The organism is Acinetobacter geminorum (genome assembly GCF_013009345.1).
GTDB classification, from domain to species: Bacteria; Pseudomonadota; Gammaproteobacteria; order Pseudomonadales; family Moraxellaceae; genus Acinetobacter; species Acinetobacter geminorum.
Genome location: NZ_JABELE010000009.1, coordinates 41,822 through 66,314 on the forward strand (window position 1 = coordinate 41,822; position 24,493 = coordinate 66,314).

22 protein-coding genes are annotated in these 24,493 nt (G+C 38.2%); 16 read left to right on the top strand and 6 right to left on the bottom strand.

Annotated elements, in window-relative coordinates; genetic code table 11:
- The 3 genes from clpA to HJG58_RS09965 all read left to right on the top strand — a co-directional run bounded on the left by clpA (position 1) and on the right by HJG58_RS09965 (position 4,125).
- Positions 1-2,277, top strand: a complete 2,277-nt coding sequence (gene clpA, locus HJG58_RS09955; RefSeq protein ID WP_032036333.1) for an ATP-dependent Clp protease ATP-binding subunit ClpA — start codon at positions 1-3, stop codon at positions 2,275-2,277.
- Positions 2,278-2,280: 3 nt separating this feature from the next.
- Positions 2,281-2,643, top strand: coding sequence for a YnfA family protein (locus tag HJG58_RS09960; RefSeq protein ID WP_086265565.1), 363 nt, complete (start codon positions 2,281-2,283; stop codon positions 2,641-2,643).
- 426 nt (positions 2,644-3,069) lie between these two features.
- Positions 3,070-4,125, top strand: a complete 1,056-nt coding sequence (locus HJG58_RS09965) for a 3-deoxy-7-phosphoheptulonate synthase (protein ID WP_086265564.1) — start codon at positions 3,070-3,072, stop codon at positions 4,123-4,125.
- Between the two features lie 48 nt (positions 4,126-4,173).
- Here the strand turns inward: HJG58_RS09965 and HJG58_RS09970 are convergent, their stop codons facing one another.
- Together HJG58_RS09970 and HJG58_RS09975 are read right to left on the bottom strand one after the other, a co-directional pair.
- Positions 4,174-5,091 carry an alpha/beta fold hydrolase gene (locus tag HJG58_RS09970; protein WP_086265563.1) on the bottom strand — a complete coding sequence of 306 codons (918 nt, stop codon included), beginning with the start codon at positions 5,089-5,091 and terminating at the stop codon, positions 4,174-4,176.
- 2 nt (positions 5,092-5,093) lie between these two features.
- Positions 5,094-5,654 (bottom strand): PadR family transcriptional regulator, encoded by a 561-nt coding sequence (locus tag HJG58_RS09975; protein WP_213034441.1) that lies wholly within the window; start codon positions 5,652-5,654, stop codon positions 5,094-5,096.
- Between the two features lie 136 nt (positions 5,655-5,790).
- On the opposite strand from HJG58_RS09975, the gene HJG58_RS09980 reads away from it, so the two are divergent.
- The 4 genes from HJG58_RS09980 to HJG58_RS09995 all read left to right on the top strand — a co-directional run bounded on the left by HJG58_RS09980 (position 5,791) and on the right by HJG58_RS09995 (position 10,163).
- Positions 5,791-7,815 carry an NADPH-dependent 2,4-dienoyl-CoA reductase gene (locus tag HJG58_RS09980; RefSeq protein ID WP_170248749.1) on the top strand — a complete coding sequence of 675 codons (2,025 nt, stop codon included), beginning with the start codon at positions 5,791-5,793 and terminating at the stop codon, positions 7,813-7,815.
- Between the two features lie 71 nt (positions 7,816-7,886).
- A complete protein-coding gene (locus HJG58_RS09985; protein ID WP_170248750.1) occupies positions 7,887-8,294 on the top strand; it encodes a nuclear transport factor 2 family protein in 408 nt (135 codons plus the stop codon).
- 38 nt (positions 8,295-8,332) lie between these two features.
- Complete coding sequence (locus tag HJG58_RS09990) at positions 8,333-9,049, top strand: SGNH/GDSL hydrolase family protein (protein WP_170248751.1); 717 nt, start codon at positions 8,333-8,335, stop codon at positions 9,047-9,049.
- A 19-nt stretch (positions 9,050-9,068) separates the two neighbouring features.
- The gene (locus HJG58_RS09995; RefSeq protein WP_170248752.1) at positions 9,069-10,163 is read left to right on the top strand and encodes a YheT family hydrolase; all 1,095 of its coding nucleotides are present in this window, start codon (positions 9,069-9,071) and stop codon (positions 10,161-10,163) included.
- A gap of 63 nt (positions 10,164-10,226) precedes the next feature.
- On the opposite strand, the gene HJG58_RS10000 is transcribed toward HJG58_RS09995, so the two are convergent.
- Positions 10,227-11,072 (bottom strand): metal-dependent hydrolase, encoded by an 846-nt coding sequence (locus tag HJG58_RS10000; RefSeq protein ID WP_216076555.1) that lies wholly within the window; start codon positions 11,070-11,072, stop codon positions 10,227-10,229.
- A 241-nt stretch (positions 11,073-11,313) separates the two neighbouring features.
- Positions 11,314-11,769: an internalin gene (locus HJG58_RS10005; protein WP_170248753.1), complete on the bottom strand. Its 456-nt coding sequence runs from the start codon at positions 11,767-11,769 to the stop codon at positions 11,314-11,316.
- A 223-nt stretch (positions 11,770-11,992) separates the two neighbouring features.
- On the opposite strand from HJG58_RS10005, the gene HJG58_RS10010 reads away from it, so the two are divergent.
- The 3 genes from HJG58_RS10010 (at position 11,993) to eno (ending at position 15,871) form a co-directional block, all read left to right on the top strand.
- Positions 11,993-13,630 carry a CTP synthase gene (locus HJG58_RS10010; protein WP_002121060.1) on the top strand — a complete coding sequence of 546 codons (1,638 nt, stop codon included), beginning with the start codon at positions 11,993-11,995 and terminating at the stop codon, positions 13,628-13,630.
- Between the two features lie 30 nt (positions 13,631-13,660).
- A complete protein-coding gene (gene kdsA, locus HJG58_RS10015; RefSeq protein ID WP_017400378.1) occupies positions 13,661-14,518 on the top strand; it encodes a 3-deoxy-8-phosphooctulonate synthase in 858 nt (285 codons plus the stop codon).
- A 63-nt stretch (positions 14,519-14,581) separates the two neighbouring features.
- The gene (gene eno, locus HJG58_RS10020) at positions 14,582-15,871 is read left to right on the top strand and encodes a phosphopyruvate hydratase (protein WP_170248754.1); all 1,290 of its coding nucleotides are present in this window, start codon (positions 14,582-14,584) and stop codon (positions 15,869-15,871) included.
- Positions 15,872-15,953: 82 nt separating this feature from the next.
- Here the strand turns inward: eno and HJG58_RS10025 are convergent, their stop codons facing one another.
- Together HJG58_RS10025 and HJG58_RS10030 are read right to left on the bottom strand one after the other, a co-directional pair.
- The gene (locus HJG58_RS10025; RefSeq protein WP_170248755.1) at positions 15,954-16,631 is read right to left on the bottom strand and encodes a DUF421 domain-containing protein; all 678 of its coding nucleotides are present in this window, start codon (positions 16,629-16,631) and stop codon (positions 15,954-15,956) included.
- A 347-nt stretch (positions 16,632-16,978) separates the two neighbouring features.
- On the bottom strand, positions 16,979-17,659 hold the full coding sequence (locus HJG58_RS10030; RefSeq protein ID WP_170248756.1) for a hypothetical protein: 681 nt from the start codon (positions 17,657-17,659) through the stop codon (positions 16,979-16,981).
- A gap of 373 nt (positions 17,660-18,032) precedes the next feature.
- Here HJG58_RS10030 and HJG58_RS10035 point away from each other — a divergent pair, with 373 nt between their 5' ends.
- From HJG58_RS10035 to pcaF, 6 genes are all read left to right on the top strand, one after another.
- Entirely contained in the window at positions 18,033-20,228 is a 2,196-nt protein-coding gene (locus tag HJG58_RS10035) for a TonB-dependent siderophore receptor (protein ID WP_328704628.1), read from the top strand.
- 277 nt (positions 20,229-20,505) lie between these two features.
- Positions 20,506-20,895, top strand: coding sequence for a cell division protein FtsB (gene ftsB / locus HJG58_RS10040; protein WP_170248757.1), 390 nt, complete (start codon positions 20,506-20,508; stop codon positions 20,893-20,895).
- Positions 20,861-21,577 (top strand): 2-C-methyl-D-erythritol 4-phosphate cytidylyltransferase, encoded by a 717-nt coding sequence (gene ispD, locus HJG58_RS10045; RefSeq protein WP_170248758.1) that lies wholly within the window; start codon positions 20,861-20,863, stop codon positions 21,575-21,577. Before ftsB ends, ispD begins: the two co-directional genes overlap by 35 nt.
- A 348-nt stretch (positions 21,578-21,925) precedes the next feature.
- The gene (locus HJG58_RS10050) at positions 21,926-22,597 is read left to right on the top strand and encodes a 3-oxoacid CoA-transferase subunit A (protein ID WP_170248759.1); all 672 of its coding nucleotides are present in this window, start codon (positions 21,926-21,928) and stop codon (positions 22,595-22,597) included.
- A gap of 18 nt (positions 22,598-22,615) precedes the next feature.
- On the top strand, positions 22,616-23,269 hold the full coding sequence (locus tag HJG58_RS10055) for a 3-oxoacid CoA-transferase subunit B (protein WP_170248760.1): 654 nt from the start codon (positions 22,616-22,618) through the stop codon (positions 23,267-23,269).
- A gap of 12 nt (positions 23,270-23,281) precedes the next feature.
- The gene (pcaF, locus tag HJG58_RS10060; RefSeq protein ID WP_170248761.1) at positions 23,282-24,493 is read left to right on the top strand and encodes a 3-oxoadipyl-CoA thiolase; all 1,212 of its coding nucleotides are present in this window, start codon (positions 23,282-23,284) and stop codon (positions 24,491-24,493) included.

Genomic DNA, 24,493 nt, shown 5'->3' on the forward strand with positions numbered 1-24,493 from the left:
ATGCTCAGTCGTCAATTAGAAGTATCATTACGTTTGGCTGTTAGCATGGCTCGTCAAAAGAGACATGAGTTTCTTACAGTCGAACACTTATTATTAGCACTACTCGACAACGATTCAGCCGTGAATGCATTAAAAGCATGTGGGGCTGATATAGTTTCTTTGCGTAAAGAATTAGAAGAATATGTAGAACAACATACTCCTAAGCTTGGCGAAAATAGCGAGCAAGCTCCTCATCCAACAGAAAGTTTTGACCGCATTTTGCAACGTGCTATTTTCCACGTGCAATCAAGTGGCGGCGATCGTACTGTTGAAGGTGCAGATGTTTTGGTCGCAATGTATTCAGAGCGTGATTCTTTTGCTGTGTATTTACTTAAACGTCATCAAATCAATCGTTTGACATTGACTCAATACTTGTCTCATGGGACACGTAAAGACGAAGTACAAGTTGAAGAAGAGGTTGAGGATATTGAGGGTGAAACTAGCGCAAGCAATGCAGGGCCATTAGAGCTTTATACACTGAACCTAAATGTTGAAGCGCAAAAAGGCAAAACTGACCCACTAATTGGTCGTGAAAAAGAAATTGAGCGTACAGCACAAATTCTATGCCGCCGTCGTAAAAACAATCCATTGCTTGTAGGTGATCCAGGTGTGGGTAAAACTTCGATTGCTGAAGGTTTGGCATGGTTAATTGTGAACGGTAAAGCACCTAAACCTTTAAGTCAGGCTGAGATCTATAGTTTAGATATTGGTGCATTGGTTGCTGGAACTAAATATCGTGGTGACTTTGAAAAACGTTTAAAACAATTGCTTAATGCATTGAAGAAAAATCCAAATGCGATTTTATTCATTGATGAGATTCATATGATCATTGGTGCAGGCTCAAGTATGGGCAGCACAATGGATGCGTCAAATCTTATTAAGCCAGCTTTAGCTAATGGTACTTTACGCTGTATTGGTTCAACGACTTTCCAAGAATATCGTCAGGTTTTTGAAAAAGACCATGCGTTATCACGTCGTTTCCAAAAGATTGATGTCAATGAGCCAAGTATTGCTGAAACGATTGATATTTTACGTGGATTGAAAACTAAGTTTGAAGATTTCCACCACGTGCAATATGACGATAAGGCTTTGGTATCCGCTGTAGAGCTTTCTGCTAAATTTATTAATGATCGTTTCTTGCCAGATAAGGCAATTGATGTCATCGATGAAGCAGGTGCTCAACGCCGTTTGAAAGCTGAAACTGATGATAGCTTGATTACTGTTGAGAATATCGAAGATATCGTTTCTAAGATTGCTCGTATTCCACCAAAAACTGTGTCTAAAGACGATAAGTCAGTGCTTGAAAATCTTGAGCGTGATTTAAAACGTGTGGTTTTTGGTCAAGACGAAGCAATTACTGCATTAGGTTCAGCGATCAAGTTATCTCGTGCTGGATTGAAGTCACCAGATAAACCAGTGGGTAGTTTTGTTTTTGCTGGTCCAACAGGTGTAGGTAAAACCGAGGTTACTAAGCAGCTCGCTAAATTATTAGGTGTAGAGCTTGTACGTTTCGATATGTCTGAATATATGGAACGTCATGCAGTTTCACGTTTAATTGGGGCACCTCCAGGGTATGTGGGTTATGACCAAGGTGGTTTGCTCACTGATGCGATCCATAAAAATCCGCATTGTGTCTTGTTGCTTGATGAAATTGAGAAAGCACATCCAGATGTGTTTAATCTATTGCTACAAATCATGGATCATGGCGCTTTAACGGATAACAATGGACGCAAGTCAGATTTTAGAAATGTGATTATTGTTTTGACTACGAATATTGGCGCGGAAAGTATTTCTCGCGCGAGTATTGGTTTCACTGAACAAGATCATAGTTCTGATAACCAAGAAGCGATGAAACGTGCTTTCTCTCCAGAGTTCCGTAACCGTCTAGATGGTGTTATTCAATTCAAAGCATTACCAACTACTGTGATTGAGTCTGTAGTCGACAAATTCTTAACAGAATTACAAGCGCAATTGGATGAAAAACAAGTTGTTCTTGATGTTGATCAAAGTGCGAGAGATTGGTTGGCTACAAATGGTTATGACCGTTTGATGGGTGCTCGTCCAATGCAACGTCTCATTCAAGAGCACTTGAAGAAACCACTCGCTGAAATGATTCTGTTTGGTGAACTTGCAGATCATGGTGGTAATGTGGCTGTATCGGTGAAAAAAGAAGATGGCAAAGCTGTCGGCTTAAAACTTGAAGTATTTGAAGATCATCATACGGCAGAACCAGCATAAGTTATGTTAATTGAGAGTTTTACTATAACCCGAATACTGAGCGTATTCGGGTTATTTATTATCACGGCAATTGCTGAAATTCTTGGTTGTTATTTTCCTTATCTGATTTTAAAAGAAGGGAAGTCGGCTTGGTTATGGCTACCTACTATTTTAAGCTTGGCGGTCTTTGTATGGCTGTTGACTTTACATCCGGCAGCTTCTGGACGCATTTATGCGGCCTATGGTGGTATCTATATTTTTACTGCGCTTATGTGGCTACGCTTTGTTGACCAGGTGGGATTAACAAGATGGGATATATTAGGTGGTCTAATTGTGCTTTGTGGAGCTGGTTTAATTATTTTGCAACCTCAAGGGTTGATTCGTTAATGCATCATTGAATCAAATCGTAAGCGAGAAAAATAAGAAGTTTTTTTCAAAAAAAAGACTTGTCAAACTCATCAACAATGCGTATTTTAGATTTAAGGAACATTTTTTAATATTTGAGATAAAGATGTTAAATCAATCTGTGAACACTAACGCTTACTATTACTTTTGGCAATTTAGATAGTTGCCTGAGCGTATTCGGGCATGAGAAAGTTGCCCATCACAGTTAATACCTGATCGGCAACCCCGATCAGGTTTTTTTATGCTTTATCTTTTTAGAATCGAGGAACTTAAAATGAACAACATGACTTATTCATACTTTAGCAACTTTTATTGGTTTTACTTTTGCTTACCTTTACCAACGAATAGATCCAAAACGCTCAAATAAATGATCGGACTGAGTAGATTGCAGTCCCAAGGAAAAAACCAATGAATGCCCTAAATACTTTACTGACTCAAACCAATACAAAAGAAACACCAGTTAGTTTACCTATCCAGTTAAAAGCGAAATACCCGCTTGCATACTCTTTCGCACGTCAAATTGCCGAACACCGCCAAATTATTCAAAATATTCTTAACGGCAACGATCATCGTCTAATGGTAATTACAGGGCCTTGTTCAATTCATGATCCAGTTGCAGTACTTGAGTACGCTGAAAAACTGCAAAAATTACAAGAAAAAGTTAAAGATCAGATTTTTATCGTGATGCGTACATACATTGAAAAACCACGTACGACAGTGGGTTGGAAGGGGTTCATGTATGATCCAAATTTAGATGGTTCATCAAATTTACAACTTGGTTTAGAAAAGTCTCGTGAACTCTACCTACAAATCATTGAAAAGGGTTTGCCAATTGCGAGTGAAATTTTAAGTCCTATGGCAACTGGCTATTTTGATGATTTATTGGCTTGGGGTGCAATTGGTGCTCGCACAAGCGAATCTCAGATTCACCGTGAAATCTCAAGTCATATGCCATACAGTATTGGTTTCAAGAATGGTACTGATGGCTCAATTCAGATTGCATTAGATGCGATTCAGTCCGCGCAAAATGAACATCAATTTTTAGGAATGAATCAACAAGGCTTGCCTTCAGTGATTCAAAGTGCTGGGAATCCATTACCGCACTTGATCTTGCGTGGTGCAAATCATGGGCCAAATTACGATTTAGCTTCAATTCAGGCGATACGAGAAAAACACAAACAAAATCTACCTGCACTGGTGATTGATTGTAGTCATGGTAACAGTGGGAAAGATCCGTTGCGTCAGCCAGAAGTTTTACAGCAAATCGTTGCTGAACGTTTAAAAACACAAGTTCGAGGTGTCATGATTGAAAGTCATTTGGTTGATGGTAACCAAAAGATTTCTTGTGATATGACTTATGGCCAGTCAGTAACTGATGGTTGTTTAGGATGGGAAAAAACAGAGCAGCTTTTATTAAATGTTTCTAAGCAATTAAAGACAAAAGAATTAGCTCATTCCGCTTAATTATTTTTAGATTTTAAAAAGGGATCTATAAATAGATCCCTTTATTTTTTAAGAAGCATGTTTGAGTTCGGATAGGAATGTATTGATTTCATGTCCAAACTTTTTAGGCTCGGTTAATAAAGGTGTATGGCCTGAACGTTCAAAATATATGGCTTTTGCATGCTCGACACTATGTGCAATCAGCGTCTGACCAGTTTCTGGATAAAGTGTAGAATTGCGACCAATAAAGAAGGTGGTAGGACATGCTAACTGCTGAATTGCTTCTCGATAATCTTCATTGTGATAAAGATAATTTTCAACATACCAAAACAAGTAATCCAATCGTTGAATAGGTAATAAATATTTTTGTAAAAAAGGCTGTTTTAAAGCTGTTTTAAAAACTAGCGGACTAAAAGGATTGCTACTTTGCAATTCAATAAAATCTACCCATAGACGGACTAGTTCTTGTCGATCTGGAAGTGAGAGCTCATAAAGATATTTTGCGTTTTTATGCTTTAACAATAATTGATAAATATCATTTAATAATTGTTTGAACTGGGTGTGAAGAGGGCCGAATAAACCATATTCCCAAGTCGAATCTACTGATATTTTCGGTGTCTGATCAATATGTAAATAGGCTTTTAACTGTTGTGCCAGTTGCGCATGTTTCATACCATGCATGGCGGTCGTTGCGCCCATTGAATAGCCCATCAAGATAAAGTTATTAAGTTTTAATTGATCTATTAAATGAGCAACATCTTGCCAATGGCTAGAAATAGCATCTTGTTCGGGAATTGCACAATTCTTTGAACCACCGAAACCACGCCAGTCTGGAATAATAAATTCATATTCTTTGCGGTTTGCATAAATAAACGGTAGCCACTGCCAACTTTGCATGCCAAGGCCAGATAAAACCAAAACAGGCTCACCACGACCAACACGGCGTACAAATAAATTTTCCTGATCGGGCATGGTGTAATACGGCATGGCTATTCTCCAGATGGGTTATCTTGGGCAAAGCGTTTTAATTGAGGGATGACTTGTTCCAACCATTTGATCCATTCACTTTCCATCGTAATTCCAAGTTCTAAGATCATTTTATGGATGTATAACACACGGTCATTTAGATCATCACTGTCTTTAAAATCTTTATCATAAATACTTTGATAAAGTTTGAGCTTCTCGTGGTGTAAACCAAGATGCCTTAACAGTTCAGGTAATATCTGATTATTGCTCAATTGTGCTTCTGCACGCAATCTAACCATCAAATCATCACGAAGCTGCGCAGGTTCACTTTGTTGCGTCATCCATGAAGCCAGTTCTATACGACCCAGTTGTTCGACCTGATAGGTTTTTTTACGACCATTATCCATTTCATTTTCTAAAGTGGAAACCCAGCCTTTTTTCAGCATGTTATTGAGTTCACGATAAATTTGCTGGTGAGTGGCATTCCAGAAAAAGCCCATTGATCGGTCAAAGCGGCGGGCGAGTTCAAACCCTGTACTTGGACGTTCAAGCAAGCTGGTCAATAAAACATGAGGAAGTGACATGGCAATCCAGTTTGTAAGCAAAAGTAAAGTGTGACTCATGAGATTATGCAACATGTTGCATAAAAGTCAAAATTTGATTATAAATTTATGCAACAAGTTGCATTAGCAATGCTTATTGCTAGCCATAGGAGAAAATATGTCAGCTTATCCACATTTATTAAAGCCACTTGATTTAGGCTTTACTACTTTAAAAAACCGTGTGCTTATGGGGTCTATGCACATTGGCTTAGAAGAAGCACCACAAGGATATGAGCGCATGGCTGCGTTTTATGCTGAGCGTGCAAAAGGTGATGTGGGGCTGATTGTAACTGGTGGTGTTTCTCCAAATGATGATGGTGTTGTCTTTAGCCACGGAACCAAACTAGATACAATTGAAGAAGCTGAAAAACATAAAGTAATTACCCAAGCTGTTCATGAAGCTGGGGGTAAAATTGCTATGCAGATTTTACATACGGGTCGTTATTCTTATCAGGCAAATAACGTTGCACCTTCAGCAATTCAAGCACCGATTAACCCGATTAAGCCTAAAGCTTTAAGCTCTGCGGAAGTACAACAAACCATTGATGACTTTGCCAACTGTGCCAAACTTGCTCAATATGCGGGCTATGATGGTGTAGAAATTATGGGCTCCGAAGGTTATTTAATTAATGAGTTTATTGCAGCTCGTACGAATCATCGTGATGATGAATGGGGCGGTAGTTACGAAAATCGTATACGCTTTCCAATTGAAATTGTAAAGCGTACGCGTGAATTAGTGGGTGAAAACTTTATCATTATTTATCGTCTATCCATGCTTGATTTAGTTGAAGGCGGTTCAAGTTTTGATGAAGTGATTCAGCTTGCAAAAGAAATTGAAAAAGCGGGTGCAACAATTATCAATACAGGTATTGGCTGGCATGAGGCACGTATTCCAACAATTGCGACCAAAGTTCCACGTGCTGCATTTACTTGGGTGACTGAAAAACTTAAAGGTGAAGTCTCTATTCCTTTAATTACTTCTAACCGAATTAATACGCCTGAAATGGCTGAGCATGTGTTGGCATCTGGTCATGCTGATATGGTGTCTATGGCACGACCAATGTTAGCTGATGCTGAGTTTGTCTTGAAGGCAAGTCAAGGCCGGAGTGATGAAATTAATACGTGTATTGGGTGCAACCAAGCTTGTTTAGATCATATTTTCTCAATGAAAATTGCAACTTGTTTAGTAAACCCGCGTGCATGTTATGAAACTGAACTGATCTTTAAAGAAGCTCAGGTTAAAAAGAATATCGCTGTTATTGGCGCGGGTCCGGCAGGTTTAAGTTTTGCGGTATATGCAGCTGATCGCGGGCATCAAGTTAAAATTTTTGAAGCAAGTCATCAAATTGGTGGTCAGTTTAATATTGCAAAAACGGTGCCTGGAAAAGAAGAGTTCTACGAAACTTTACGTTACTTTAGTCGTCAAATTGAATTGCGACCAAATATTGAACTTGTGTTAAATCATCAAGCAACTTATGAAGAATTAAGTCAAGCAAATTTTGATGAAATTGTGGTTGCAACAGGTGTAACGCCTCGTCAATTACAGTTTGAGGGAATTGATCATCCTAAAGTACTGAGCTATTTACAGGTTTTAAAAGAGCGTGTGCCAGTAGGACAACGTGTTGCCATTATTGGAGCGGGTGGTATTGGTTTCGACACAGCTGAATATCTTACTCATGAAGGTGAAAGTGGCAGCTTAAATCCAGAAAAGTTTTATGAAGAATGGGGAATCGATACTCAATATGAACATGTAGGCGGTTTAAAACAGCCAAAAGTTGAGGCCTCTGAACGAGAAATCTATTTACTACAACGTAAAACTGCTGCTGTAGGTGCTGGTTTAGGTAAAACAACAGGCTGGATTCATCGCACAGGACTAAAAAATCGTCAGGTCAAAATGTTTGCAGGTGTGCAATACAACAAGGTAGACGATCAAGGTTTACATATTACTGTGGATGGGAAACCAAGTGTACTTGAGGTTGATAATGTGGTGATTTGCGCAGGCCAAGAGTCATTTACCGCAATGTATGATCAATTAAAAACAGATGGAAAAAATGTTCATTTAATTGGTGGCGCTAAAGAGGCAGGTGAACTAGATGCAAAACGTGCAATACGCCAAGGTGCTGAATTAGCAGCGACACTATAAATTTTTATGGGCATTTTTTTAAAGAGAAATGCCCATTACTTCTTTGGTTAAATTATAGGATATAAAAAACAATGACACTCGAAACAACAAAACAGTCTTTAGAAAAATGGCATGAAATGGTTCAGGCTGGTAACTTATCCGATCTAAATGATTTGTTGGCAGATGAAGTAGTTTTTCGCTCACCAGTTGCTTACAAACCCTATGAAGGAAAGCAGGTCGTTTTCTTCATTCTTACCAACGTGATTCAGGTGTTCGAAGACTTTACCTATCATCGTGAGTTCTACACAGAAGACGGTGAAAGTGTAGTGCTTGAGTTCAGTGCCAATGTCAGTGGTAAATCACTAAAAGGTATCGATATGATTCGTTTTAATGAACAAGGCAAAATTATTGATTTTGAAGTAATGATTCGTCCAATGAGTGGCTTAGCTGCATTGGCTGAACAAATGGGTATAAGAATTGCTAAGTTTCAACCTCAATAATTTTAGTAAATAGCCTAAGTAAGATAGAGATCAATAAAATGTGGTTAAAGCTTTCAACTCTAGCATTGCTTCCAGTACTGTTTGTACAGGGAACAAAGGTTCGTAAGAATACACCACGCTTGCTAGAAGCCAGTGGTGAGAGACAAGGCATCGTTGGTAAGGGAAGACCTCTATCATTACTTATTTTAGGAGATTCTGCCGCAGCAGGTGTTGGGGTAGAAACCCAAAAAGATGCTTTATCGGGTGCGATTATTTCTGAGTTGCAAGATCAATATTCGATACGCTGGAAACTGCATGCAAAAACAGGTGATACAACTAAGCAGGTTTTTCAAGCAGTACAGCATTTAGAGCAGCAAAATTACGATGTGGTGGTTACGTCGATTGGTGTTAATGATGTCACGAAACTAACCTCAGCAAGTTCATGGATAAAACAACAAAAACAATTATTTCAATACATACAGGCACGTTTTCAGCCTAAGCTCATTATTGTTTCTGGTGTTCCGCCAATGCAGCATTTTCCAGTGTTACCAAATCCATTGGCTTGGTTGTTTGGAAAATATGCGGAACAAATGAATCAGACATTAGATAAATGGTTACAATCACAAAACCAATTTAGATTCATTCAATATGATATTGAGCATTTTCAAGCGATGAATCTGCCTATGGCAAGTGATGGCTTTCATCCGAGTAAAGAAATTTATGCAATTGGGGGACAACAGGTTGCAGCCTTAGTGCGGCAATCATTTAACTCATAATCAGAGGTAGTGATTGAAAATGGGCATATCTACTTTAAATAAAATTAAAGCTTTCGGTTCAGAATTGTTCGATTCGGTATTAGGTGCTGAACAGCCAAAAATCTATTATGACCCAAATGGGAAAATAAAAGATATTCTTGAGAAATTGCCCCAGCTCAAGCAAAAATATCGGCCCACACCGTGGTTGAGCAACAATCACGTTCATCTTTTGTATTTTGATATTATTAGAAAAAAAACCATTAAGCTTGAATATGATCGTATTGATCAGCTCACCATGAAAGATGGGGGCGTAACTGCGATCGCGTGGTATGGCTATGATCTTCCTCCAGATACTCCAACAGTTGTCATTATGCATACCATTACAGGGACCCCTGAAAGTATGCGTGAACTTGTGAAAGATATACATCACTATACAGGATGGAGAATAGCTTTATGCTTACGCCGTGGGCATGCTGGCTTACCTATGCCTGTACCACAGATTTCTCTTTTTGGGTCAACAAGCGATCTTAAAGAGCAACTTGAGCATATTCAAAATTTGTTTCCTAAATCGGATTTATACGCTGTAGGTTCCTCTGCTGGAACAGGACTACTGGTTCGCTACTTAGGAGAGCAAGGTACTGACACGCCATTTAAAGCTGCTTTTGCAATGTGTCCAGGCTATAACACAGAGATTGGCTTTAAAAATGTTCATCCGTTTTATAGCAAAATGATGACCAAAAAGTTATTCAAGTATTTTATTCATCCTTATCAAAGTACTTGGAACCAGATTGCTTCTTTAGAAAAGGTTCTTGCAACGACAAGTCTGGAAGAATTTGAGAAAGAATATTTTGAAATGGCTGGCTTTGAGGATTATCAAAGTTATTGCCAAGCCATTAATCCAATTTATGTATTTGAGAATGTAAAAATACCATTAATGATTCTTAATGCTGAGGATGATCCAGTCTGTTCTATTAAAAATTTGGAGCCTTACAAAGAAACGATTCAGCAAATGAGTAACATTGCGGTAATCACCACAAAAAAAGGAAGTCATTGTGGCTTCTACGAAGGCTGGAAAAGTACCTCGTGGGCGGCCAAATTAATATCAAATTATTTTTTGGTCGAACATAAGCAATAACGGTAACTTTGCAATATGTTAAATAAAGCCCATTCAACAGATGGGCTTTATAATTTCATTAGATCAAGATAAAAGCAATTTGGGATCTTTTAGTCCAATTTTGATTTTTGTGCTAGCTACGAGGTCTTTTTCATCTGTTTGGTTGGGATGAAAGTCAAATCGATAATAATCAAAAAATTGAGGGATCAATGTTCTATATTGTTTATTCGCAAAACTAAAGAACTTACGCCATGATTTGAAATTTAAGAGTTGATGATCCTGTTTCATAAGAACGAATTGATAAATTGTTGAAAAACCAGTAATCAAAAATAGACTTAAAGTAAAGACTGTAATGCGAGGAAGGTATGCGCTTAAGCCACTACCATATAAATGTTGATAGAGATCAAAGGCCACAGCTTTATGTTCAGTTTCTTCAATACTATGCCATAGCCATAAATTGCGAATAGTTGAGTCCGTCATCAATTCATTAACAGATTGCATCATACTAACCACAAGTACTGCGGTGTAGTGTTCTAGACCTACTGTTACAAGCAAATTCCATTTCTTACTAAAAACTTTTTCAATAGCTTTTAAAACGATGCCAGTTACTTTTTCTAAAGATTGAGGATCTAAACCATATTGCTGTGCACTTACATGAAAAGCATGATGTTCTTTAGAGTGCATTGCTTCTTGGCCAATAAAAGCACTGATTTCCCGATCTAAAATTTCATTCGACTTTGCTTTGGCGCGTAAAGCTCGAACAGAGCGAACAAAATATGATTCACCTTCAGGGAATAATGTTGATAAACCCGTAAAATAATGTGTAAAAGTAGGCTCGTTATTACACCAGTAGCGAGGTACGTTTTCAAAATTATAGTCCATATGACGGACTGGAAATGAGGCGGGGACACGATTTGATACTGTATTCATTCTAGGCTCCAATCTTCTTTTAATTAAAGTTCCAAAAAGGAACTTGATCAAAAACTACATCGCCCTATATCTATCGTCAATGCTTTTTTTGGCAGAAAAAGTAGATTGTCCTTAATTGATAACTGGGCAAACTTTAAAGATAAATAGCAAGAAAAGTAAAACTTATTATTGTGTTGATAACTTAAATAATATTTAAAAAGCCCAAACTGATGGTTCAATTTGGGCATATTCGCATACGAACTTAGTTTTTAAGCGCTGGAGTGGCAGCCGCAATTGCAGCAGCAACAGCATCATCTTCACTTTGAGCTGGTTCAGCTGGCTTAGATGGTTTTGGCTCTGCTTTTGGCTCAGGCTTAGGTTCAGGTTTTGGCTTTGGTTCTGCTTTAGGTTGCTCAGAAACATTTGTTTGTGAATTTTGCTCAGCTTGGGTAGGGCGAGTTTCACGGCGAATTTCAGTTGTCGTATTTGCTGTTTCTTCGTGATGCACCTCAACTTGCGTTGGTTCCTGAGTTTGAGCTTCTTCAGTTTGAACACTTTCTAGAGACTCAAATTTTGCAGGTTCAGCAGGTGCAGGTTCTGAAACAGCAGTTTCAACCTTTTCTTGCTCTTCTTCTTTAGGTGTTTCTTTTTTGACACATGCGGTTAACAATAGTCCAGCAGCAATTGCAGCACAGATTAAAAGTTTTTTATTTGCCATTGTCCTAAACAACATTTAATTGAGGAACTGGCATTATAACAGCAAAAGAGAATGAAAAAATCATGTGAGATTGACCTAAATTTTTATTAAAAATGCTGATAGAATAGCCAGTTGTTTAATGATCTTTGAATTGATGCGGTTTGACTTTGCTTTATAGGGGCAGAGTACAGTAAAATTGCCAAACATTGTAGGCCGATTTCGGCTTGATTGTACGAGAAACTTAATGACCCATTTTATTTTTGTCACTGGTGGTGTAGTTTCATCGCTAGGTAAAGGTATTTCTGCTGCTTCAGTTGCTGCACTTTTGGAAGCCCGTGGCTTAAAAGTCACAATGGTTAAAATGGATCCCTACATTAATGTCGATCCAGGGACAATGAGCCCTTTCCAACATGGTGAAGTTTTTGTCACAGAGGATGGTGCCGAAACTGATCTAGACTTGGGTTATTACGAACGTTTCTTACGTCGTGCGAAAATGACCAAACTTAATAACTTTACCAGTGGTCGTGTATATCAGGACGTTCTAAATAAAGAACGTCGTGGTGACTACCTTGGTGGTACGGTTCAAGTTATTCCTCATATTACTGACAACATTAAAGAACGCGTACTTCGCGCAGGTGAAGGCTACGATGTTGCTATCGTAGAAATTGGCGGTACGGTAGGTGATATTGAATCACTTCCATTTATGGAGTCAGTTCGTCAGTTAATGGTTGAGCTTGGTCATAAAAGAACCATGCTTATGCATTTAACTTTGTTGCCATATATCAAATCTGCAGCAGAGCTTAAAACAAAACCAACTCAACACTCTGTAAAAGAGTTGCTTTCGATTGGTATTCAGCCAGATATTCTTATCTGCCGTACTGAATATGATGTGGATGTTGACACTAAACGCAAAATTGCATTGTTCACTAACGTAGAAGCGCGTGCTGTAGTGGTATGTAAAGATGCGAAAACGATTTATCAAATTCCACGTACATTCTATGAACAAAACGTTGATGACTTGATCTGTGAGCGTTTTGGATTTAATGATCTTCCAGAAGCAAACCTGGAAGATTGGGACAATGTAGTCGAAGCATTACTAAATCCTGAATACACTTTACGTGTAGCTATGGTTGGTAAATATGTTGAATTACCAGATGCTTACAAGTCTGTGAATGAAGCGTTATTACACGCAGGTATTAAAAATCGCGTAAAAGTACAAATCGATTATGTCAACGCTGAAGAACTTGAAAGCCAAGACGTATCTATTTTAAGTACAGCTGATGCAATTTTAGTTCCAGGTGGTTTTGGTGAACGTGGTACTGAAGGCAAAATGAAAGCTATTCAATACGCACGTGAAAACAAAATCCCATTCTTGGGTATTTGTTTAGGCATGCAATTGGCTGTTATTGAATACGCTCGCCATGTTGCAGGTATGCCAGAAGCTTCTTCTACAGAATTTAACCGCTCTACAAAATATCCACTCATTGGTTTAATTACTGAATGGTTAGATGAGCGTGGTGAATTACAACAACGCAGCCTTGAGTCTGACTTAGGTGGAACTATGCGTTTAGGTGCTCAAAAATCTGAATTGGTTGAAGGCACAAAAACACGTGAAGTCTACGGTAAAGCTGAAATCACTGAGCGTCATCGTCACCGTTATGAAATGAATAACCGTTTCATCGAGTCGATTGAACAAGCTGGTATGAAGATTTCAGGTTACTCTTCAGCACAACATTTAGTTGAAACTGTAGAAATTCCTGAACATCCTTGGTTTATTGCTGTACAATTCCACCCGGAATTTACAAGTTCACCACGTGATGGACATCCATTATTTGCTAGTTTTATTGACGCTGCAAAAACACAGCATCAAAAAAGTAAATAATGCGATTTTAAATAAACTGGGAAAGTTTAAATGTCACAATTAAAACCACAAGAAGTTGTACGTTTAGGCGATATACAAATGGCAAATCATTTGCCATTTGTATTATTTGGCGGAATGAACGTACTTGAATCAAAAGATTTAGCTTTTGAAATTGCAGAAACGTATGTTGATATTTGCAAACGCTTAGATATTCCTTATGTATTTAAAGCGAGTTTCGATAAAGCAAATCGTTCTAGTCTACATTCATTCCGTGGTCCTGGACTTGAAAAAGGTATTGAATGGTTAGGTGATATTAAAAAACATTTTAATGTTCCTATCATTACTGATGTGCATGAGCCATATCAGGCTGCACCGGTCGCAGAAGTAGCCGATATTATTCAATTACCCGCTTTCTTAAGTCGTCAAACTGATCTTGTAGAGGCGATGGCAAAAACACAGGCTATTATTAATATTAAGAAAGCCCAGTTTTTAGCACCTCATGAAATGCGTCATATCCTGCATAAATGTTTAGAAGCAGGAAACGACAAACTTATTCTTTGTGAACGTGGTTCAGCATTTGGTTATAACAATCTTGTTGTAGATATGCTTGGCTTTGACACAATGAAAGAAATGAATGTGCCAGTTTTCTTTGACGTGACACATGCGTTACAAACCCCTGGTGGTCGTGCTGACTCAGCAGGTGGTCGTCGTGCTCAAATTACAACTTTAGCACGCGCTGGAATGGCAACTGGTTTGGCTGGATTGTTCTTGGAAGGACACCCAGACCCAGAACATGCAAAATGCGATGGACCTTGTGCATTACGTATGTCCCAACTTGAACCATTTTTGGCACAAATAAAAGAATTGGATACTTTAGTTAAAGGATTCAAAAAGTTAGACACCCATTGAGTTGTTTTATAACCCTTACGCTGCTTTAACCGCAGCTCATATTCATTCAAAGAGGAATTGTTCATGAGCCAAATCGTTGACATTCGTGCACGTGAAATTTTGGACTCTCGTGGTAACCCAACCATCGAAGCAGACGTAATTTTAGAATCTGGGGTTGTTGGTCGTGCATGTGCACCATCTGGTGCTTCAACTGGTTCTCGTGAAGCTTTAGAACTACGTGACGGTGATAAATCGCGTTACTTAGGTAAAGGCGTTCGTACAGCAGTTAACAACGTTAATACATTGATTCGTGATGCTTTGTTGGGTAAATCAGTTTTTGAGCAAAAAGACATTGATAACACAATGATCGCGCTTGACGGTACTGAAAACAAAGAAAAATTAGGTGCTAACGCAACTTTAGCTGTGTCATTGGCTGCTGCGCGCGCTGCTGCTGAAGAAAAGAAACTTCCTCTTTTCCAATACATCGCAGATCTTCGTGGTCAAACAATTTTGACAATGCCTGTACCGATGATGAACATCTTAAATGGTGGTGAGCATGCGGACAACACTGTTGATATTCAAGAGTTCATGATTGAGCCTGTAGGTTTCACTTCATTTGCTGAAGCTTTACGTGCTGGTGCTGAAGTATTCCATTCTTTAAAATCAGTTTTAAAGAAACAAGGTTTGAATACTGCTGTGGGTGATGAAGGTGGTTTTGCTCCTAACTTACGTTCTAACGAAGAAGCAATTCAAATCATTTTACAAGCAATTGAATTGACTGGTTACAAAGCTGGTTCAGACATGATGCTTGCGTTAGACTGCGCATCTTCAGAATTCTACAAAAACGGTCAATACGTTTTAGAAGGCGAAGGCAACCGTGCATTTACAAGCCATCAGTTTGCAGATTATTTAGCTGGTCTTGTAAATCAATATCCAATTATCTCAATCGAAGATGGTTTAGATGAGTCTGATTGGGAAGGCTGGAGCTACTTGACTTCAATCCTTGGTGATAAAATCCAATTGGTTGGTGATGACTTGTTCGTAACTAATCCTAAGATTTTACAACGTGGTATTGATGAAAAAGTTGGTAACTCAATCTTAATCAAATACAACCAGATCGGTACTTTGACTGAAACTTTAGACGCAATTTATCTTGCTAAAGCAAATGGTTATTCGACTGTTATTTCTCACCGTTCTGGTGAAACGGAAGATTCAACAATTGCTGACTTAGCAGTAGGTACAGCAGCTGGTCAAATCAAGACCGGTTCACTTTGCCGTTCTGACCGTGTGTCTAAGTACAACCAATTACTTCGTATTGAAGAAATGACTAAAGCTGCTTACCGTGGTAAAGCTGAGTTTAAAGGTTTAAACTAATCTTTAAATAAAAGTTAAAATTAATTTTTTAACATTTTAAGGTGCTATTTTCTGTTTTTAGTAGGAAATAGCACCTTTTCTATTATCCTAATCGGCGTGTTTTTAAAGACTCAGCCCAACGGTGATGTTGACATCGGCTACATTCTTGGTCGATTTTATTTAAAATTTTAGTTTCACCACATTTCATACATGAATAAAAAGTATTAAGTTTAAGTACATTGGCTCTGCGGTAAGCGTCAGGGAATAATGGTAGGCCCCATTTTACGTCCTCATCTTCAAAATAAAGCAGACTAAGAATACCATCAGACTCTAATAAAGCTGTTCTCACTTGTCCAAGATGCTCAACATGTTGTTGCCGCATTTCTGAGAAAAACTCATCATGAGAATATGATTGTTTTTGGAAATCTTTGTAGACTATAAGACCATCCTTAACAATACAAAGCGCTTTTCCTTCAAGTAAATCTTCAATTTTTTTATGCTTTACCATGCTCCATGTAGCAAATCGATAAAGAAAAAGAATAACGATAAACACAACAAAGGCATGTGCAATAGGTATATCCTCAGTAAACATCGGATCGCCAGCTGCTGACCCCAAACATAAAATGATTGCGAGTTCAAAAAGGGAGAGCTGACGTACACCTCGTTTACCAGATAATCTTAAAAAACTAATAATGATGATAAACATCACGGTACATCGAACTAAAACTTCTAAAACAAAGTTCCAGGTGGTATCACCTATAAATATATTAATAAAATCCATTTTTCACCTTTCTCCTTATTAAAATATTGAGAGAAATCCTTATAAAATTCTTAACAAATTAGAAAATAAAAAAATATACTTTTTAGGTAGTTATTGGTTAAAAGAGTGAAGCATATGTGACTTTTTATAAATTTTATTCGCAACTAATTCTGTGTGAATAAACTTAATATTGTTAGTCTAATTATGTCCTGTACTATTCAAAAATAGATCTATTAAGAGGTGATGCTATTCCCAAAGGGAAGGAAATATTAAAAGATATATCAACAAGAACATTCTTATTAGGTAGATTAGATTTAATAAGGATGCAAGCTATAAAAATAACTGATATTAAGATTTAAAAAAACAGTTTAATGACAATCAGGAGTATAAGGAATCTCATCTAGACGTTTTTGAAAAACTTGAGGATCCATAACATTTTTATACATTTGTTGATATGTTTTTTTGTGATCTTCAATGTTGTGATAATCAATAACTTCTTGGAGTTTATCTTTATATTCTATATGACCAGCATGGAACATTGCTGCATAATGTCCCCATAAAGTATATTGATATCGCAAAGCAGCTTTGGGAATTAAATTTATCTCATTTAAATAACTATTCGCGGTTTTTTCATAACATGCTTTTATTTCATGAGCATCTTTCTTCATTTTACTTAAGAAAATACATTGCATCTCTTGTAATTTTGAATTTTCTGATTTAGTTAGTATTTTTTCGGTAACGCGATAAGCTTCATTAAGACAACCTAAATGTACAAGTATTTTACGTTTAGTTTTTAAAATGTTTAAGTTGTTATCGTTAGATGGCATCTTTTTTAATAAACGTTTTAATTTTATATGGGCTGTTATTTGGTCTTGTTCAGTATTTAATTTATAAATAATGTCATTAAATTCATATGTATAGGTATTAATAGGTCTATTTGTTTTTTGGGAGTCCTCCACATTAATTATTTTTGATGGACTATCATCAGTATGATTATTACAAGCGCTCAAACCTAAGCTTACTAAAGAAAATGCTAAAACTTTATGCACTACAACTTTTACCTTTATTCTCTATGATGAGATTTTGGAAGAATAATAAAATATAAAAGAAAATACTGTTTAGTTTGTTATTTTTTGAGTTAATCATAAAACTATTGCATAACATTTTATTGGCTAATTGAAAGAGCAATAAATTTAAAAGATGTGATGACCAAACAAGGTTTGAAGAGAGTGAAAATATATAAGTGATTAGAACCATTGATAATTTAATTTAAACAAATAGGAATAATTATTAATATATTATTGATAATAACTATCATTTATGTTAATTTTTGTGCCGACTTTTGCTGCTTTGTAATAAGGAACAAAGTAGTAAAAGGGTAAGGAATCTCGCACAGCACATTAATTATTATGGAATTTTCTTATGTACACTTCGCCCTTTAGAAAAGCATTTAGAGCTCATCCTTTAGCATTTGCTATGGCTTTAACTGTTCCTTCAGTTGGTTATGCAGATGAGAAAAATGGAACAGCCACCTTAGAAACGATAAGAGTACAAGCAGAACAAGAAAATTCCACTGTTACCGAAGGTTCGGGCAGCTATACAGCAAAAAGCACAAATACTTCTACAAAATTAAATTTATCTCTTCGTGAAACACCGCAGTCGGTGAAGGTTTTAACCCGTGAATATTTAGATGATCGTAAAATCGATTCTTTTCAAGATTTAATGAACAATATTACGGGTGTTTCGACCTCACGTACTGATGAGCGTCAGAAAGTTTATGCACGTGGTTTTGAGGTAGATTATTACTTAATAGATGGAATACCGAGCACGATTAATTTAGGTACAGGAGACCTTGATTTAGATATTTATGATCGCGTTGAGGTGGTGAAAGGTGCTAATGGTCTAACCACAGGTGCGGGAAATCCAGCGATGGCGCTGAACATGATTCGTAAACATGCAAACTCAAGAGAACTTAGTGGTAATGTCAGTACATCATTAGGCTCATGGAACTCTTGGAGTAGTTCGGCAGATATTTCTGCACCGCTTAATGCTGATGGTTCATTGCGTGGACGTATGTTTGTGAAGCATTCTGATGAAAATTCATTTATGGATTTTTATGAGAAAGAACGGAATGTATTTTATGGCGCTCTTGATTATGATCTGAGCGATAAAACAAGTATGTCGCTTGGAGCTACATATCAAGAATTGCATCGTGATGGTATCCGCTGGGGTGGTACACCAGCTTTTTATACTGATGGGACCCGTACCAATTTTTCTAGAAGCTTAACAGTAAGTGCACCTTGGACTTACTGGGATGTGAATACAAGGGCAGTGTTTGCGAACTTAAAACAGAATTTATTTAGTGACGTTAATTTAAATGTTGCTTATACCTTCCGCAAAGAAGATACGGACTCTATGTTGTTATATACAGCTGGAAGAGTAGACAAGGCAACCAACACCAGTCCATTAGAAAATCCAAATGATAATTCGGAGAATAAAACTGATTATGTTTCTGTATATGGCGCAAAAGCTGCCAGTGAAGAAAACAATATTGATGTTTTTATTAATGCCCCACTTACACTTTTTAATCGCCAACAAGAAATCATTATTGGCGGATCTTGGAATAAGAATGAAAAGACCAAAGATCTTTTTGGTGGATCTAACAAAAACCAAGACATTGAAAAATATTTAGGTGATCCGCTTAACTATAATGATATAGCTCAAGAGTTGCTTCAGCCTGTTGTTTTAAACGGCAAAAATGCGCTGAATGAAACCACACAAACTGCGGCATATATTGCTGGAAAATTTCAAATTCTGGACCCTTTGAAAATTATTGCTGGTGCGCGTTTATCTAACTGGAAATATAAATCTGAAAATGACAAAGGTAACCGTGAATTTAACAATGAATTAGCACCATATATTGGCGCTATTTATGATTTTGCCCAAGATCATTCTGTCTATGCGAGTTATACAGAAATTTTCAAACCTCAAGATCGTAAAGATATAAATGATCAATATATTGACCCGATTAAAGGTAAGAGTTATGAGGCTGGCTTAAAGAGTGAGTGGTTTGGGGGGCATTTAAATACAGCATTGTCAGTATTTCGAATAGAACAATCTAATTTTGCTGAATCGATACCTGGAGTATTTATTGTCCGTAATGGTACACAAACTACAGAGCAAGCTTACCGTGCTGTAGATGGTGTTGAAAGTAAAGGCTTTGAGTTTGAAGCTGATGGGGAAATTAACGATAACTGGGCGGTTAATTTTGGTATTGCTAATTTTGAAGCAAAAGATGCAAAGGGTACGAAGGTTAATACGACAAACTCTCGAACAACTTCAAATTTATTTGTTAAGTACAAACTTAATCAGTGGAGTGCAGGACTTGGCTTAAATTATAAGAGTAAATACTATACGGGTAGTGGAAGCTCTCGTATTGAGCAAGATGCTTATGTTTTAGCAAGTGCGATGTTTGGCTATCAAGTAGATAAAAATATTAAACTTCAATTTAATATCGATAATATTTTTGATGAGAAGTATTACGAAGGTATTGGTGAAAACTCAATGAATTGGGGAACACCGAGAAATGCAACGCTGAGTGTTCGTTATAATTTTTGATACAGACATACTCATATAAGTAACCGATTTATAAAAGCCCTTAAAAGAGGGCTTTTTTGTGCGTAGATTGATTTATAAGCAGTTGTACTTATAAATATTATTTCCCTTTCAAATTCCATTCATTTTTGACAAAATGAAACATGTCACAATGGTCAATTAAAGTAATATGCCCATTAATAATTTTGCTTAAATTTTTGCAGGAATTTCGCATGCTACTTCTTAATTACTATACAATACAATCTCTTAACAAAAGTTTTTAATTAAAAATCTTAATGATATGTTAGAAGTATTTCGATCCACTTCAAGCAAACTGATATTACTACTGGTTATTGTTTTGGTAGCCATACTGCAATATCAATTTTGGTTAGGTGAGGGTGGCTATCTCCCTCATCAAGCTCTCATGCAACAAATTCAGCAACAAGCTGAAGTAAATGAAGAGCTTAAAGAACGAAACCGTATTTTGGCAGCAGAGGTTTTTGACCTGAAAAATGGTACAGAAGCAATAGAAGAACATGCTCGCCTTGATCTTGGTTTGGTTAAACCACACGAGACATTTGTTCAAATGAGTACAATTAGTACCCATTACAAGCCTATTTATATTGACCCGAACGTTAAAGTTGATTTGGAAACGAATGAGACACCTGCATCCCCAGATATCCCAGACTAAATTATGGGCAGTTATTCCAGCTGCAGGTTCAGGAAGTCGATTTTCTAAAACTGAATTGAAACAGTATCAATATATTCAGAATACGACTGTTTTAGAACATACTGTTCGACGCATAAGCCAGCTTCCATTAAATGGTTATGTTCTGGCAATTGGTACCCAAGATACCTTTGCTCAGACGCTCGCATTTCAAAATATAGATAAGGCGCATTTTTGTATAGGTGGGGCTGAACGAGTCCATTCGGTATTAAATGCTTTAAATCATCTTTTAACTTTTGCTAATGAAAATGATTGGGTACTTGTGCATGATGCAGCTCGGCCTTGTGTAACAATTGAATGTTTAAATACCCTTGTTGAACAAGCAATTAAATCAAATCATAGTGCTATTTTAGCGATTCCTGTTCGTGATACGCTAAAACAGGTTGAGGCAAATAATCATATTAATAAAACGGTAAGTCGGGATTCATTATGGCAGGCTCAAACGCCTCAAATTTCTAAAATTGGGAAGCTCAAAAAAGCAATTGAATACGCTTTAGAAAATAACATTGCTATTACCGACGAGGCAAGCGCACTCGAATATATGGGTGAAACTGTGCAGGTTGTGATGGGGCGTTCTGATAATATTAAAATTACTTATCCTGATGATTTAGAACTTGCACGTTTAATTTTACAATCACAGTCTTAAGATAGATATACATAATAATATTTGTAGTTTTATTTGAAAAATAGCCTAAGTAAACATTTCATTTCTACATATCTATTTATAAGAATTAATGTTTTTTACACCTCAAATCTATAAGATTAGTTGAGTAATTTACTTAGATAATGTTCGATCATCGAGCAAAATATATTTATACCGAACAAAACTGTATGTAGCTTACTAGATCAAAATACGAAAATTATCAAAAATGTTTAAAAGGGAAATCTAAGGGAAACACTCGGGATTGAGTGAAATATTTATCTATTCTTCTCGCCTCAGTGTGCCTAACTCTCTTACCTATCTCTTCTTCAATGAGCACAATGGAGTTGTCTAATGATTGACAAAAGTAAGTCCTCACTAAGCGAGGTTCTATCGCAGATTAATGATGGTGCAACCATTCTGATTGGTGGTTTCGGTACCGCAGGACAACCCGCTGAACTCATTGATGGTCTTATTGAACTCGGTGTTAAAGGCCTGACTATTGTCAGCAACAATGCCGGTAATGGCGATTACGGTCTGGCTAAGCTACTTAAAGCTGGTTCGGTTAAAAAAGTCATCTGTTCTTTTCCCCGTCAGTCTGACTCTTATGTGTTTGATGAGTTGTACCGTGCTGGAAAGGTTGAGCTTGAAGTGGTCCCGCAAGGTAATCTGGCTTGCCGTATTCAGGCAGCCGGTATGGGGCTTGGGGCGGTATTTACCCCAACAGGCTTTGGAACACTTTTGGCCGAAGGTAAAGAGACCCGTGAGATTGATGGGAAAGATTACGTACTTGAATATCCAATCAAGGCTGACTTTGCCTTGATTAAAGCTTACAAAGGCGACCGCTGGGGCAATCTGGTTTACCGTAAATCTGCACGTAACTTTGGCCCAATTATGGCGATGGCTGCGGATGTCACCATTGCTCAGGTTTCTGAAGTGGTAGAGCTAGGTGGATTAGACCCTGAGCACATTATCACCCCGGGTATCTTTGTACAGCACGTTGTACAAGTAGCGTCAGCACAGTAAGCAATAAGGAGAAATAACATGAGCTACCAGAAACTCAGCCGTGACCAGATTGCACAACGTGTGGCACAAGATATTCCAGATGGCGCCTATGTGAACTTGGGTATTGGCCTACCGACCAAGATTGCAAGCTACCTACCTAACGATAAAGATATTTTTCTTCATTCTGAAAATGGCCTGTTAGCTTTTGGCCCACCGCCAGCAGCAGGTGAAGAAGACCCTGAACTGATTAATGCGGGTAAAGAGTTTGTGACCATGCTTGAAGGTGGTAGCTTTTTCCACCATGGCGATTCATTTGCGATGATGCGTGGTGGTCACCTTGATATTGCAGTACTCGGTGCATTTCAGGTTGCTGCGAATGGTGACTTGGCAAACTGGCACACGGGAGCACCGGATGCGATTCCTGCGGTTGGTGGTGCGATGGATTTGGCGGTTGGGGCCAAGAAAGTATTTATCACCACAGACCATGTGACCAAACAAGGTGAGCCGAAGATTGTGGCTGAGCTAACTTATCCGGTTACGGGCAAAAAATGTGTTGACCGAATTTACACCGATCTTTGTGTGATTGATGTGACCAAAGAAGGTTTAAAGGTGATTGAGAAAGTGGAAGGCCTTAGCTTTGATGATTTACAGGCTTTAACAGGTGCAACTTTGATTGATGCGACTCAAGGGTAAGGAAGTAGGGAAATGACATTAAAAAACGCTTATATCATCGATGCCATCCGTACTCCATTCGGCCGTTATGCCGGTGGCCTTGCTCCTGTCCGTGCCGATGACCTGGGGGCTGTGCCGATTAAAGCGCTCATGCAGCGTAACCCGAATGTAGATTGGGAACAGGTCGATGATGTGATCTATGGCTGTGCCAACCAAGCCGGTGAAGACAACCGTAATGTCGGCCGTATGTCAGCACTGCTTGCAGGTTTACCATACCAAGTACCGGCAACCACGATTAACCGTTTGTGTGGTTCATCACTTGATGCCATTGCCATTGCTGCCCGTGCCATTAAGGCAGGTGAAGCGAATTTGGTGATTGCTGGGGGTGTAGAAAGCATGAGCCGTGCACCCTATGTGATGGGTAAGTCAGACAGTGCTTTTAGCCGTAGCCAGAAGATTGAAGACACCACCATGGGCTGGCGTTTCATTAACCCGAAACTTAAAGAATTGTATGGTGTAGACACCATGCCCCAGACTGCCGAAAACGTGGCTGAACAGTTTAACGTCAATCGTGCAGATCAGGACCAGTTTGCCTTGGTGAGCCAACAACGCACCGCAAGCGCGCAAGCCAAAGGCTTTTTTTCTAAAGAAATCGTGCCAGTTGAAATCCCTCAGCGTAAGGGTGATGCTGTTGTGATTGATACCGATGAACATCCACGTGCATCAACCACCCTTGAAGGTTTAAGCAAACTTAAACCTGTGGTTAAAGCAGATGGCACAGTCACTGCGGGGAATGCTTCAGGCATCAACGATGGTGCAGCAGCTCTACTGATTGCTTCTGATGATGCAGTTCAGGCTTACAACTTAAAACCACGTGCCAAGATCATTGCTTCAACAGCCGTAGGTGTAGAACCACGCATTATGGGTTTTGCTCCTGCACCAGCCATTAAAAAATTACTTAAACAAGCCAACCTGACTTTAGAGCAGATGGATGTGATTGAGCTCAATGAAGCGTTTGCTGCACAAGCTTTGGCAGTGACCCGTGATTTAGGTTTGCCAGATGATAGCAACAAGGTAAATCCAAACGGTGGTGCCATTGCATTGGGCCATCCACTGGGTGCATCAGGTGCACGCCTCGTGACGACAGCCTTGAACCAACTTGAGCAAACAGGTGGTCGTTATGCCTTGTGTTCAATGTGTATTGGTGTGGGCCAAGGCATTGCTTTGATTATTGAGAGAGTCTAA

Coding starts and splice junctions, on each gene's coding strand:
- clpA (WP_032036333.1), top strand. CDS start 1: ATGCTCAGTCGTCAATTAGAAGTATCATTACGTTTGGCTGTTAGCATG.
- HJG58_RS09960 (WP_086265565.1), top strand. CDS start 2,281: ATGTTAATTGAGAGTTTTACTATAACCCGAATACTGAGCGTATTCGGG.
- HJG58_RS09965 (WP_086265564.1), top strand. CDS start 3,070: ATGAATGCCCTAAATACTTTACTGACTCAAACCAATACAAAAGAAACA.
- HJG58_RS09970 (WP_086265563.1), bottom strand. CDS start 5,091: ATGCCGTATTACACCATGCCCGATCAGGAAAATTTATTTGTACGCCGT.
- HJG58_RS09975 (WP_213034441.1), bottom strand. CDS start 5,654: ATGTCACTTCCTCATGTTTTATTGACCAGCTTGCTTGAACGTCCAAGT.
- HJG58_RS09980 (WP_170248749.1), top strand. CDS start 5,791: ATGTCAGCTTATCCACATTTATTAAAGCCACTTGATTTAGGCTTTACT.
- HJG58_RS09985 (WP_170248750.1), top strand. CDS start 7,887: ATGACACTCGAAACAACAAAACAGTCTTTAGAAAAATGGCATGAAATG.
- HJG58_RS09990 (WP_170248751.1), top strand. CDS start 8,333: ATGTGGTTAAAGCTTTCAACTCTAGCATTGCTTCCAGTACTGTTTGTA.
- HJG58_RS09995 (WP_170248752.1), top strand. CDS start 9,069: ATGGGCATATCTACTTTAAATAAAATTAAAGCTTTCGGTTCAGAATTG.
- HJG58_RS10000 (WP_216076555.1), bottom strand. CDS start 11,072: ATGAATACAGTATCAAATCGTGTCCCCGCCTCATTTCCAGTCCGTCAT.
- HJG58_RS10005 (WP_170248753.1), bottom strand. CDS start 11,769: ATGGCAAATAAAAAACTTTTAATCTGTGCTGCAATTGCTGCTGGACTA.
- HJG58_RS10010 (WP_002121060.1), top strand. CDS start 11,993: ATGACCCATTTTATTTTTGTCACTGGTGGTGTAGTTTCATCGCTAGGT.
- kdsA (WP_017400378.1), top strand. CDS start 13,661: ATGTCACAATTAAAACCACAAGAAGTTGTACGTTTAGGCGATATACAA.
- eno (WP_170248754.1), top strand. CDS start 14,582: ATGAGCCAAATCGTTGACATTCGTGCACGTGAAATTTTGGACTCTCGT.
- HJG58_RS10025 (WP_170248755.1), bottom strand. CDS start 16,631: ATGGATTTTATTAATATATTTATAGGTGATACCACCTGGAACTTTGTT.
- HJG58_RS10035 (WP_328704628.1), top strand. CDS start 18,033: ATGTACACTTCGCCCTTTAGAAAAGCATTTAGAGCTCATCCTTTAGCA.
- ftsB (WP_170248757.1), top strand. CDS start 20,506: ATGTTAGAAGTATTTCGATCCACTTCAAGCAAACTGATATTACTACTG.
- ispD (WP_170248758.1), top strand. CDS start 20,861: ATGAGACACCTGCATCCCCAGATATCCCAGACTAAATTATGGGCAGTT.
- HJG58_RS10050 (WP_170248759.1), top strand. CDS start 21,926: ATGATTGACAAAAGTAAGTCCTCACTAAGCGAGGTTCTATCGCAGATT.
- HJG58_RS10055 (WP_170248760.1), top strand. CDS start 22,616: ATGAGCTACCAGAAACTCAGCCGTGACCAGATTGCACAACGTGTGGCA.
- pcaF (WP_170248761.1), top strand. CDS start 23,282: ATGACATTAAAAAACGCTTATATCATCGATGCCATCCGTACTCCATTC.